Origin of the sequence: Janthinobacterium lyxosi, assembly GCF_051380665.1 — a bacterium.
In the GTDB taxonomy this organism is placed as follows: Bacteria; Pseudomonadota; Gammaproteobacteria; order Burkholderiales; family Burkholderiaceae_D; genus Janthinobacterium.
Genome location: NZ_JBNYXM010000005.1, coordinates 277,580 through 290,201, shown reverse-complemented (window position 1 = coordinate 290,201; position 12,622 = coordinate 277,580). Strand labels below are relative to the sequence as shown.

The 12,622-nt window shown below is 62.2% G+C and carries 10 protein-coding genes; 6 read left to right on the top strand and 4 right to left on the bottom strand.

Annotated features, from left to right (window positions below):
- Window positions 1–408: 408 nt before the first annotated feature.
- The gene (locus ACQ4WP_RS07490) at window positions 409–2,676 is read right to left on the bottom strand and encodes a carboxy terminal-processing peptidase (protein ID WP_436519381.1); all 2,268 of its coding nucleotides are present in this window, start codon (window positions 2,674–2,676) and stop codon (window positions 409–411) included.
- 196 nt (window positions 2,677–2,872) lie between these two features.
- Between ACQ4WP_RS07490 and ACQ4WP_RS07485 the strand changes: the two genes are divergently transcribed.
- The 3 genes from ACQ4WP_RS07485 to ACQ4WP_RS07475 all read left to right on the top strand — a co-directional run bounded on the left by ACQ4WP_RS07485 (window position 2,873) and on the right by ACQ4WP_RS07475 (window position 5,489).
- Window positions 2,873–3,058, top strand: a complete 186-nt coding sequence (locus ACQ4WP_RS07485; protein WP_436519380.1) for a hypothetical protein — start codon at window positions 2,873–2,875, stop codon at window positions 3,056–3,058.
- A gap of 136 nt (window positions 3,059–3,194) precedes the next feature.
- The gene (locus tag ACQ4WP_RS07480; protein WP_436519379.1) at window positions 3,195–5,165 is read left to right on the top strand and encodes a methyl-accepting chemotaxis protein; all 1,971 of its coding nucleotides are present in this window, start codon (window positions 3,195–3,197) and stop codon (window positions 5,163–5,165) included.
- Between the two features lie 51 nt (window positions 5,166–5,216).
- On the top strand, window positions 5,217–5,489 hold the full coding sequence (locus ACQ4WP_RS07475; protein WP_436519378.1) for a putative signal transducing protein: 273 nt from the start codon (window positions 5,217–5,219) through the stop codon (window positions 5,487–5,489).
- 2 nt (window positions 5,490–5,491) lie between these two features.
- On the opposite strand, the gene ACQ4WP_RS07470 is transcribed toward ACQ4WP_RS07475, so the two are convergent.
- The gene (locus tag ACQ4WP_RS07470) at window positions 5,492–6,040 is read right to left on the bottom strand and encodes a thymidine kinase (protein WP_034755172.1); all 549 of its coding nucleotides are present in this window, start codon (window positions 6,038–6,040) and stop codon (window positions 5,492–5,494) included.
- Between the two features lie 294 nt (window positions 6,041–6,334).
- Between ACQ4WP_RS07470 and ACQ4WP_RS07465 the strand changes: the two genes are divergently transcribed.
- Complete coding sequence (locus tag ACQ4WP_RS07465) at window positions 6,335–7,726, top strand: pyridoxal-phosphate dependent enzyme (RefSeq protein WP_436519377.1); 1,392 nt, start codon at window positions 6,335–6,337, stop codon at window positions 7,724–7,726.
- Window positions 7,723–8,904, top strand: coding sequence for a trans-sulfuration enzyme family protein (locus ACQ4WP_RS07460; RefSeq protein WP_436519376.1), 1,182 nt, complete (start codon window positions 7,723–7,725; stop codon window positions 8,902–8,904). The genes ACQ4WP_RS07465 and ACQ4WP_RS07460 overlap by 4 nt, the downstream gene beginning before the upstream one ends.
- Window positions 8,905–8,916: 12 nt before the next feature.
- On the opposite strand, the gene ACQ4WP_RS07455 is transcribed toward ACQ4WP_RS07460, so the two are convergent.
- Entirely contained in the window at window positions 8,917–11,124 is a 2,208-nt protein-coding gene (locus tag ACQ4WP_RS07455) for a penicillin acylase family protein (protein WP_436519375.1), read from the bottom strand.
- Between the two features lie 13 nt (window positions 11,125–11,137).
- A complete protein-coding gene (locus tag ACQ4WP_RS07450) occupies window positions 11,138–11,974 on the bottom strand; it encodes a hypothetical protein (RefSeq protein WP_436519374.1) in 837 nt (278 codons plus the stop codon).
- 125 nt (window positions 11,975–12,099) lie between these two features.
- On the opposite strand from ACQ4WP_RS07450, the gene ACQ4WP_RS07445 reads away from it, so the two are divergent.
- Window positions 12,100–12,546 (top strand): DUF2939 domain-containing protein, encoded by a 447-nt coding sequence (locus ACQ4WP_RS07445; protein WP_436519373.1) that lies wholly within the window; start codon window positions 12,100–12,102, stop codon window positions 12,544–12,546.
- The last annotated feature ends 76 nt before the right edge of the window (window positions 12,547–12,622 follow it).

Below are 12,622 nucleotides of genomic sequence, written 5' to 3'. Positions count from 1 at the left end.
CCCGCTACGCCGCCTAATCCGCTTCCTGTGCGTCAGACCAGCATTTTGCCTGCGGCTTCCTTCAGATTCCGCCTTGCGACGGACACCCTTGCCGTTCAGCTAGCACTTCCCCTTGCCAGGTGTGCAGAGGACTTTCACCTCCAAGTCACTCAACTAACCACCACAGTCAGTCGAGCCGCGCTCGCGCGCGTCGCGCCATGCCTGGCGCACCAAAAAAAAAGCCCGCTACGAGAGCGGGCTAAATCTATTTTCTTGGAGGAGAATAGAGGAGACAAGTGCATTATGCTGCATCGCGGCATATTGATCCAATTGATTGTTGGAATGATAGAAATACGTCAAACAGATAACTGATCGGGACGAAAAAAAACCGGCTCCGCCAGGAACCGGTTTTTTACTGCGTGAAAAGCCTTACTTCGCTGCCGTCACCGGCGTCGCCTTGGTATCCGCGCCATACGGCAAGACCTTGGACGCCATGCGGGTATCGGCCTTGATCAGCGCCACTTCGTCGGCCAGGATGCGCGCCGCTTCGTTCAGCAGCACGTCCTTGGCGCTCTTGGCGGCCGTTTCGGCGTCCAGCTCAGCGCTCAGGGCGCGCTCGTCGCCCTGCAAGCCGTCGTCCGTGCGCAAGGCGCCCTTCACGGCGGCGATCTGCCTGGCCGTCTTGCTGGCCGCTTTCGCGCCCTTCAACACGTCTTTCGGATCCGGGATCACCACCAGGTCGTCGGCAGGATTCGAAATCTGCGCGATCAGGCGTTTTTCACGGGCCTTGGCGCGCGCCTCCTGGGCGTCGCGCTCCTTGCGGCGCACGGTTTCATTGAGCGAAATCTGGTTTTCCTTGCGCTGCTTGACGACAAGAGCGATGTCATCGAGCAAATACTGGAAATCCTTGTCCTTGGCCACGCGCGCATCATGCTTCTTGTCCAGCAGTGGCACGATGTCCTTCAGGTCGCCCGTCGGCAGGTATTGCGCCGGCTTGATGGCCACCCATGGCAGGGCATTGTCATAGCTCGATTCGCCGAAGTTTTCCGCGTCCGACATGGCTGGCAGCTTGATGTCGGGGGTCACGCCGCGCAACTGCGTGGTGCCGCCATTGATGCGGAAGAACTGGGCGATGGTCATTTTCAGCTCGCCGAAACGGGCTTTCTCGCTGCCGCCGAAACGGTCGAGGTTGAACAGGGTCTGCACCGTGCCCTTGCCGAAGCTGCCTTCGCCGATGATGACGCCACGGCCGTAGTCCTGCACGGCGGCGGCGAAAATTTCAGAGGCGGAAGCCGAGCCGCGGTTGATCAGCACGCCCATCGGGCCATCCCAGGCCAGGCCGGCACTGGTATCACTCTCCACGTCGACCTTACCTTCGGCATTGCGCTGCATCACGACAGGCCCCTTGTCGATGAACAGGCCCGTCAGTTCGACGGCTTCGTTCAGCGAACCGCCGCCGTTGTTGCGCAAGTCGATCAGGACGTTGTCGACCTTGTCCTTCTTCAACTCGCCCAGCAAACGGGTGACGTCGCGCGTGGCGCTCTTGAAATCCTTGTCGCCACGGCGGCGCGCTTCGAAGTCCTGGTAGAACGTCGGCAAGGCAATCACGCCGATGCGGCGCTTGACGCCGTTTTCACGCACTTCGATGATCGATTTCTTTGCCGCCTGCTCTTCCATGCTGATTTTCTTGCGCACCAGCGGCAAGACCACGTGCTTGGCGTCCGGGCCGGCGTCGGCCGGCAGGATGTCGAGGCGCACCACGGAATCCTTGGCGCCGCGGATCAACTGCACCACGTCGTCGATGCGCATGCCCAGCACTTCGGTGATGGGGCCGCTTTCGCCCTGCCCCACGCCGACGATGCGGTCGCCCACTTTCAGCTTGCCCGACAAGCCGGCCGGGCTGCCCGGCACGACTTCGCGCACCACCGTGTATTCATCGCGCGTCTGCAGCACCGCGCCGATACCTTCCAGCGACAGGCGCATGGCGATGTCGAAGTTATCCGAAGCGCGCGGGCCCAGGTAATTGGTGTGCGGTTCGATCGACATGGCGTAGGCGTTCATGAAGATCTGGAACACGTCTTCGCTGTTGAGCTTGCGCGAACGGGTCGTGTAGCCTTCATAGCGCTTGTCCAGGGTCTCGCGGATGGCCTTGTCTTCCTTGCCCGCCAGCTTCAGGCGCAGCCAGTCGTTCTTGACGCGCTTGCGCCACAGGTCGCGCACTTCCTCGTCGCTCTTCGGCCAGGCAGCCTTTTCGCGGTCGAGCTGGTAGCTCTCGTCGGCGGCAAAGTCGAACTTGGTTTTGAGCAATTCACGCGCATACGCCATGCGCTCGTCGAAACGCTGCTGGTACAAGTTGTAGATGGCGAAAGGCGCCGTCAAGTCTTCATTGATGATGGCGTCATCGAGCTTGGTGCGCAAGGGGGCGAAGCGGTCGACGTCGGCCTGCACGAAAAACAGTTTTTCCGCGTCCAGGGACTTGAAGTAACGGTCGAAGATTTTCTCCGACATGGCGTCGTCGAGCGGCATGGCCTTGTAATGGACGCGCGTCAATACGCGCGATGCCCACAAGGCGGCCTGCGTTTGCTGGGCCAGCGGCTTCATGGGTAGCGGAGGAGCGGCGCTCTTGTCCGTCTGGGCTGCGCCAGCGTGGGCTGACAGGGCAAGCACCAGGGTGACCAGCATCATTTGCTTCTTCATCGGCTTCTCCGAAAATTAGTTGAATCAATTCCAGGCGGCGCAGATAAACATGCGCCAGCCAGCAAGACAGTAAGGGGAATACACGACTGGTCTGCATATTATTCTACAGGATACGGCCTGGCAGGCTCCCATGGAATATCAGTTTCTTCCTGGAAGCTTAAACGCGGATTAAAGGCGGCGTCTCATTCATTACAAAGTGAAACATTCGCAAGAAATCGCATCGCCCGTCAGCGATGAATATCAAGCTCCGCCATTAAAATTCAAAAAGTCAATGGGACGTTGGGATAATCCTGATGCAGGTGATGTTTTTACGCGGAAAAATGATTCCTGCGGGAAACACTTAGTAACAAAACGCAAGCAACATGATATCATCGCACCCTGAAATTTTTCTTGCCTGTGCGCGACTCCCCAAGCCGGCACACCCCCGCTTAAAGCGCATTCCCCACCAGATCTCCTCCCCGCGTGTCATGTCATGACCAGGAATGGCCGAGCTGATTACCCTTTGCCAGACTCAAACTATGCCTACAAAATCGTTCTCATCCCGCCACTGTAGTGTCGGCGGCAAGATTACCGCCTTCACGTTTGCCCTGGTCAGCCTGATCCTCGCCAGCCTGACGACCTTGATCAGTATCCGCACCTCGTCTGCCCTGGAACAGCGCGCCGAAGCGGCCGTCACCAGCGAACTCAATAGCGTCATGACGACCACGGAAGTATTTCATACCGCCATGGTCAACGAGGCGGCCAGCTTTGCGCGCCTGTTCGCGGCCGAATTTCCCGGGCCGTTCACCATCGACACGGGCGCCATGGTGGCCGTGGCCGGCAAAACCACGCCCGCTCTGGCCAACGGCAGCAAGGTGCTCAACCTCGACACGGCCCTGGTCGACCGCTACACGGCGCAAACGGGCGTGATCGCCACCATCTTTGCCGCCAGCGGCGATGAATTCGTGCGCATCAGCACCTCGCTGAAAAAGCAGGATGGCGAACGCGCCATCGGCACCCAGCTCGACCACAACCACCCCAGCTATGCACCGCTGCGCGCCAGCCAGCGCTTCATTGGCATGGCAACACTGTTTGGCAAGCAATACATCACCCAGTACGACCCCGTGCGCGATGCGGCCGGCAAGGTGGTGGGCGTGCTGTTCATCGGCCTCGATATCAGCAAGAATCTGGCCATGTTGAAAGAGAAGATTCGGCAGGTCAAGATCGGCCAGACGGGCTACATCTATATCGTCGACACGGCCCCCGGCGCCAATTACGGCCACCTGGTGCTGCACCCGAACAGCGAAGGCAAGAGCGCGCTCGAGTTCAAGGCCAGCGATGGCCGGATGTTCATCCAGGAAATGCTGGCGCAGAAAAACGGCGCCATGCGCTACACGTGGACGGCGCCGGGCGAAACGGCTGCCCTCGCGCGCGAAAAGCAGCTGTATTACCGTCAATTCAAGGATTGGCACTGGATCATCGCGGGTGGCACGTTCACGGACGAGATCACTCTTGAAGCGCGCCAGCTGCGCAACCAGCTGGCCATTTCCGGCTTCATCGCCCTGCTCGTCTTCGCCCTGCTGCTGTACTGGCTCGTGCGCACCCTCGTGTCGCGCCCGCTGGCCGCCGCCGAAACGGCCGCCGCGCAAATCGCCGCCGGCGACCTGACGGTGCACCTCGACACCAGCAGCCATGACGAAATTGGCCGCCTGCTGCGCGCCATGAACCGCATCAGCGACAACCTCTCGCAAGTGGTCAGCAATGTGCGCGGCAGCGCCGGGCAGATCGCCACGGCGTCCGGTGAAATCGCCAGCGGCAACCTGGATCTGTCGAGCCGCACGGAACAGCAAGCCAGTTCGCTGGAAGAAACGGCCGCCTCGATGGAAGAACTGAGCTCGACCGTGCGGCAGAATGTTGATCACGCTCAACAAGCGAGCAAGCTGGCGCGCGATTCGTCAACTCTGGCGGCCGAAGGCGGCGCGGCCGTGGCGCAGGTGGCCAGCACCATGGACGCCATCCGTAGCTCGTCGGGCAAGATAGCCGACATCATCGGCGTCATCGACGGCATCGCCTTCCAGACGAATATCCTGGCCTTGAACGCGGCTGTGGAAGCGGCGCGGGCCGGCGAGCAGGGACGGGGCTTTGCCGTCGTCGCCACCGAAGTGCGCACCCTGGCGCAGCGCTCGACGGCAGCGGCGAAAGACATCAAGGACTTGATCCAGGCCTCCGCCAGCACGGTGGACCTGGGCCATGCGCAAGTGAGCCAGGCCAGCGCCACCATGGACACGGTGGTGGCCAGCGTGCAGCAAGTGAGCACCATCATGGCCGAGATCGCACAGGCGAGCGAAGAGCAGCGCAGCGGCATCGAGCAAGTCAACCAGGCCATCGCCCAGATGGACCAGGTAACCCAGCAGAATGCCGCCCTGGTGGAAGAAGCGGCCGCGGCGGCAGACTCCTTGCAGGAGCAGGCGCAGGAGCTGAACCAGGTGGTGGGCGTGTTCAAGCTGTAAATGCAAGCCTGATGCTAAGATGGGGACGAATCCACCTTGCCAGGAGGCACCATGCACGACGACTATGTTTTGATTGCCCGGCTGATGATACCCACGGATGCGCACGTCATCCGCGGCTGCCTGGCAGCGGCCGGCATCGACGTGCTGCTGACGGACGACCAGCACATGCAGGCCGACATGCTGCTGGCGGCCGCCATCGGCGGCGCCCGCGTGCTGGTGCGTGAACACGATGTGGCGCGCGCCAATGACATCCTCGCCGCCTTCGAACGGGGCGATTTGGCGCTGTCGGACGATGCCGATGTAGGCATGCCCGTCGCCGAATAAGTTTACGAGTAGAAACAGCGCCCGCACGCCTGGCGGTAACTCTCGTTGCCGCCAATACTGATCTGCTCGCCTTCCTTGATGCGGCGGCCCTGCTCATCCACGCGGATATTCATCGTGGCCTTCTTGCCGCAAGTACAAATATTCTTCAATTCCTCGATATCGTCGGCCAGCGCCAGCAAATAGGCCGAACCGGGGAACGGTTCGCCCTTGAAATCCGTGCGCAAGCCGTAGCAGATGACGGGCACGCCCTTCACTTGCGCCAGCTGGTGCAGCTGCTGCACCTGGGCCGTGCTGAGAAATTGCGCTTCGTCCACCAGCAGGCAGGCGACCTGGGGAATATCGTCGAGGAAATTCGTGTCGGCATGGAAGATATCGACCTGGCGCTGCGGCCCCAGGCGCGAGGTGACGCGGCCCACGCCATAGCGGCTGTCGATGGCGGCCGTGTACAGGCGCACCTGCTGGCCCTGCTCTTCATAGTTGTGCGCGACCTGCAACAAGGCCGTCGACTTGCCCGCGTTCATCGCGGAATACCGGAAATAAAGTTTTGCCACTGCCGCCTGCCCTGTTTGTCTGGTTTTTCAGGATACTGTTTAGTACCTTTTCGAGGCGTGATTATAAATCGCAATGGTGAGCTTGCGGCAGCTTAATACGCGTGTCTTTGGCGCGGCAAGCGGGCCAAAAACGGCGCATACTCGAATCGCGCGCGCTGCAACCGATATGCGCAGGGCGCATATGCAAGCATGCAAACATTCGTTCGCCGCACTCGTCCACCCGCCTACACTGCGCGGCACGGAAGGCTGCTCGGGACACAATCCGGAGCGGCTGTTTCTCTGACAGGAGCCACCATGAATGATCGAATGCCATCCCCATCCCAGCCGCCAGCGCTATACACGCTGATCGGCAATACCCCACTGGTCGAAGTGACCAGGCTAGCCACAGGCCTGTGCCAGCTGTTCCTGAAACTGGAATCGCAAAATCCCGGCGGCTCCATCAAGGACCGTATCGGCCTGTCCATCATCGAAGCGGCCGAAGCCGACGGCCGCTTGCAGCCGGGCGGCACCATCATCGAGGCCACCGCCGGCAACACCGGCATCGGCCTGGCCCTGGTCGGCCGCATCAAGGGTTACCGCGTGATTCTCGTCGTGCCCGACAAGATGTCGACGGAAAAAGTGCTGCACCTGAAAGCCCTGGGCGCGGAAGTGCACACCACGCGCTCGGACGTGGGCAAGGGCCATCCCGAGTACTACCAGGATTACGCGGCGCGCCTGGCGCGCGAACTGCCGGGCGCCTTCTTCGCCGACCAGTTCAACAATCCCGCCAATCCGCTGGCCCACGAAACGACCACCGGACCGGAAATCTGGGAGCAAAGCGGCCATGACGTGGACGCCATCGTCGTCGGCGTCGGCTCGTCCGGCACCCTGACGGGCCTGACGCGCTACTTCCGCAAGGCGCAGCCCCAGCTCGAATTCGTGCTGGCCGATCCGCAAGGCTCCATCCTCACCGAATACATCGACACGGGCAAAGTGTCGGACACGAGCGGCTCCTGGGCCGTGGAAGGCATCGGCGAAGACTTCATTCCCTCGATTGCCGACATGGCCAGCGTGCGAAAGGCGTACACCATCACGGACCAGGAAAGTTTTGATTCCGCGCGCGCCCTCTTGCGCGCCGAAGGCATTTTAGGCGGCTCGTCCACCGGCACCCTGCTGGCCGCGGCCCTCAAATACTGCCGCGAACAGACGAGCCCCAAGCGCGTCGTCACGTTCGTCTGCGACACGGGCACGCGCTACCTGTCGAAAGTCTACAACGACGGCTGGATGCGCGACCAGGGCTTATTGCAGCGGGCCGTGTCGGGCGACTTGCGCGACCTGATCGGGCGCCGCTACGACGAGGGCGACGTGGTCAGCGTGGCGCCCGGTGACACTTTGCTCACCGCCTTCAACCGCATGCGCTCGAGCGACCTGGCGCAGCTGCCCGTCATCGACGGCGGCCAGCTGGTCGGCATCCTCGACGAATCGGACTTGCTGCTGCACGTCTCGGGCGACGCCGCGCATTTCGCATCGCTGGTGGGCGCCACCATGACGACGCAGCTCGAAACGCTGGCGCCATCGAGCGGCTTGCCCGCCTTGCGCGCCACCCTGGACCGGGGCTTGACGGCCGTCGTCGCCGACGATACCGCCTTCTATGGCCTGATCACCCGCTTCGACCTTCTTAACCACTTACGCAGGACACTATCTTGAGCCAGCACATTCCCCGCAAGAGCCATCTCGCCACCCGCGTCATCCACGCCGGCCAGTCGCCCGACCCGTCGACGGGCGCCATCATGCCGCCCATTTACGCCACCTCCACCTTCGTGCAGGACAGCCCCGGCGTGCACAAGGGCCTCGACTATGGCCGCTCGCACAATCCCACGCGCTGGGCGCTGGAACGCTGCGTGGCAGACCTGGAAGGGGGCAGCGCGGCCTTCGCGTTTGCCTCGGGCCTGGCCGCCATCTCGTCCGTGCTGGAATTGCTGGACGCCGGTAGCCACATCGTCGCCGGCGACGACATGTACGGCGGCACCTACCGTTTATTTGAGCGCGTGCGCCGGCGCTCGGCCGGCCACGAATTTACCTATGTCGATTTGACCAATCCCGAGAATCTGCTGGCCGCGCTGCGCCCCGAGACGAGGATGGTATGGGTGGAAACGCCCACCAACCCCATGCTGAAACTGGCCGACCTGCGGGCGATTGCCGACATCTGCCGCGCACGGGGCATCATCGCCGTGGCCGACAATACATTTGCCAGCCCGCTGGTGCAGCGCCCGCTGGAACATGGCTTCGACATCGTCGTGCATTCGACCACCAAGTACTTGAACGGCCACTCGGACATCATCGGCGGCATCGCCATTGTCGGCGCGGAAGCGCGCCAGGCCGAATGGCGCGAGCAGCTGGGCTTCCTGCAAAACTCGGTGGGCGCGATTGCCGGGCCATTCGACAGTTTTCTGGCCTTGCGCGGCGTGAAGACCCTGGCCATTCGCATGCAGCGCCATTGCGAAAGCGCCCTGGCGCTGGCGCAGTGGCTGGAGCAGCAGAAGGAAGTGAAAAAGGTGTTTTATCCGGGCCTGGCATCGCACCCGCAGCACGCGCTGGCGCAGCGCCAGATGGATGGTTTTGGCGGCATCATCTCCATCGACCTCGATACCGACCTGGCCGGCGCGCGCCGCTTCCTCGAGCGCTGCGAGGTGTTTGCCCTGGCCGAAAGCCTGGGCGGTGTGGAAAGCCTGATCGAGCATCCGGCCCTGATGACGCATGCCAGCATCCCGGCCGAGCAGCGGGCAACGCTGGGCATAGGCGATGGCTTGATCCGGCTGTCGGTGGGGATCGAAGACATCGAAGACCTGCGGCATGACTTGCGCACGGCGCTGGGCGCGATTTGATCGGCCCAGCTTTTATTGTCCAGGGTGGTAGCGGCGCTCTAGATGCTGCTCTACCTGCTCCGGATAAAACAGCACGTCCTTGAACGCGCCGCTTGCATACATGGCTGCCTGGTCCTTGAAGTGCGGCGAGCGCGGGTCGCCACTCTGGCCGCCCGCCAGGATGCTTTTCGCCTTGATGCGGGGGCCGAATTCCACGGCCGCCACAAAGCTGTTGCCGCGCTCGCCGTAAATTCTGCGCGTGGTGCTCTTGCTGCTCTGGCCATACGCGGCCAGCGCGCCCCAGTTGCCCGACGCGTAAGGCACGGGCAAGCTGGCTTGCGCATCGTCAAACGGCTGCGCCACGTCGCCCGTCAGGCGCTGGTAGCGGTTGATCTCGCCCCACGGCGTTTGCCAATTCCCGAAATCGCGCTGCAGCTTGGTCGCAGCGCTGGCCAATGCCGCCAGCCGTTGTACCGCCGTGACCTTGTCTGTCACCATGAAGTCGACCACGGGCACGCCCTGCTCGCGCGCCTGTTTGCCAGCCAGTTCCGCCAGTTCCTGGCCCCAGAACACGGCCAGCGAGGTGGCCGTCGACGTCAGCGAATAGCGCCAGTCCCAGGACCGCAGCAAGGCCACCTTGTCGGCCAGCGCCAGCTGTTGCGCATCGCCCGCCGGCAGCGCATCCCAAGCCGCGAACAGTGGCGGCAGCAGCGCTTCGAACGCCGTCAACTCACTGTCGTAGGAAGCGGCGATCAGGCTGTCCAGGGTAAAACCCGTTTTATTCTGGAAGACTTTGACGGCATGCAGGCCGCGCGCGTTTTCGCCATACACGGACATGTAGGCGGGATAATCGTGCTGGCGCGGGCTGTTGGCGCCGGCCGCCGAGTACGGCCAATTATTCGTATTCTGGATCCAGCCATTTTTCGGATTGAACAGGGTGATGGTTTGCGCCACCGTGTGCAGCCCTTTCCATTCCGTGGCCGGGTCGCTGCCGTCGACGGGCTGCTTCCAGTTGAAGCGCGGGTCGCGCACGGGGATGAAATTGCCGTGAAAATAGGCGATATTGCCGTCCGCATCCGCATACACGGTGTTGTTCGACGAATTCGTGCGCAGTTCCATGGTCTTGTAGAAAGCCGCGTAATCGCGCGCCTTGGTGCGCGTGTACGATTGCATGAGCGCCTTCAAGGGCGAGTGCATCAGGCGCACGGCCACCCATTTACCATCCTGCGCGCGCACGATGGGGCCGTGGTGGCTATAGTAGACCGTGATGGTTTTCGATGCCATGCCGCCGCCGGCCAGCTTGTACGGCAAGGTGATGGGCACGGCTTTCAAGGGGCGCAGGCTGCCGTCATAGCGGTAGAACCAGGCGCCATCCCGGTCGACGATGCTTTCCAGGTATTCGTCGATGACATCGCCGCCGCCCGAGGTATGCATCCAGCCGAGACGCTCGTTGAAGCCCTGGTAGACAAAGAACTGGCCCCAGGTGACGGCGCCATACGCGTTCAAGCCTTCGCCGCTGGTCATCTGCACTTCGGGACGGAAGTAAAAGGACGTGTGCGGGTTGATCATCAACAGTGCATGGCCATTTTTCGTGATGGCGGGCGCGATGGCAAAGCCGTTCGAACCGCCCGGTTCGGGGTCCAAGCCCGTCGCCAGGCTGGCCAGCGCCACAGCAACCGGCCTGGCTTGCTGGCCGTAAAACGCTTCGAGCTGCGCCAGGTTGACGGACTCGATATCGCCGCCAATGCTGCCCTCGCTGAAGCTGAGGGCCATCCACGGCTCGAAATGCGTGATCAGCCTTGGTTTGACCTGCGGGTGCGTGGCCAGGTAAAAATTCAGGCCATCGGCAAACGCATCCATCAATTTGCGCAGCCATGGCGGGCTGGCACGGTACTGGACCTGCAACTCCTGCGGATCGATGAAGAGCTTCATGCGCAGGTCGCGGTACAGTTCCCCTTCGCCCTCCACTTCCGCCAGCCGCCCCATGGCATTGATGTAGTTCAATTCCACGCGGGGGAAATCATCCTCGGCCTGCGCATACATCAGGCCAAAGACGGTATCCGCATCGCTCTTGCCTGCCACGTGGGGAATGCCCCAGTTGTCGCGCGCGATGCTGACATGGGCGGCCTGCGCCTGCCAGCGGGCCATGTCCGTGACAGAAACAGCGGGCGCGGCCAGCACCGGGGGAACGGCGACGGCGCCGCAGGCGATGACGGTGAACAAGGCACTGCGACGTAGCATGGTCAACTCCAAATCAGGACGCGTCGATCAGGGCGGCAATCCGCTGGTTCAATTCGATATTTTCCGCCTGCAGCTGCGCATTGCGCTGTTTCAAACTGGCGATCTCGCCGCGCAGGCGCTCCGTTTCGGTCGGCGCCTGGGCCGCGTTGTCCGCCCACGGCTCATTGCCCGTCTCCGGCGTGTCCTGAGATACATGCACCTTCGGCTCGCGCGGCGTGCGCGTGGCGGCGCGCTGTTCGCGGATTTCCTTGGCCGCCTGGCGCAACAGTTTTTTACCACCGGCGACGGCCGCCACCTGCTCTTCCGGCGGCAGGGAGGCCACGGTGGCCGCCGCATTGATGGAAATCGTGCCCGAGCGGACCGCTTCCACCAGTTCCGGCGAGGCCGCCTTCTGGATCTTCTCGATCTGGCTGATCTGGTTGCTGCTCAAGCGCGCCGCCTTGGCCACCTCTTCGCGCGTGCTCATGGGCGGTTTTGGCGCGTTTTCGCCGTCCGGGGCATCCTGGGCACTGACCGGGGCCGGGCTGCGCGCGGCGACGATTTCCTTCTTGCGCAAGGCCAGCACGCCGCGCTGGAAGTCCGATACGCTGCGGCGCGCCAGGTGATTGTCGATCATCCACAGCATGACATCGTCGAGCGAAGTAAAGCTGGTGTTCTGGATGGTCTTGAATTCGATGCCGTGCTGGCGGCAGATGGCGTAGCGGTTATGCCCGTCGATCAGCACGTCGTTCCACAGCACCAGCGCGTCGCGGCAGCCTTCGGCCAGCAGGCTGCGCTCGAGCGCCGCGTATTCGCTGGCGGTGAGCGGGTCGATATACGACTGCAGCACCTGATTGATAGTGATATTCATGGTTGTCCTCAATATTGCGGCGCGATGGTCCGCGCCGGCACGAATGCTACACCATCTGCCCGCCATGGCCGGGTAAAATCACGGCGGCACCGATCATCCCAATAGATCACCACACTACCGAGACCATGAAAAGAAAGTACGCCACCGCGATCGTTTTTAGCGTCGCCGCCATCGGCTTCACCTGGGTCAGCCCCTACATCGCCATGTACCGCATCAGCATTGCGGCGAAATCCGTGCGCCTGGAAACCCTGGCGCAGCAGGCCGACCTGCCCGCCGTGCGCGCCAGCGTGGCGCACCAGTTGCGGGCGGCCGGCGAAACGGCCAATGAAGAGGACTTCAAGGAAATGCTCGACACCATCGTCTCGCCGCCCGGCATCACGGTGCTGATCCTGCACGGCAAGCAGGGAGCCGATGGCAAGCGCCACGACTTCGGCATGGCTTACCGCTCGTGGAACGAAGTGGTGCTGCAGCGCAGCGGCGCCGGCCCCGCCGCCAGCCAATTTTTGCTGCGCCGGCATGGCATCTGGGACTGGAAATTGACGAATATTACCTTGCCGTCAGAATTACTCTGACGAAACTTGATCCAAAACAACACTTACTTAAACCGTCATATTGATTCTGGGAAATATTATGTAGAATGCCAACACT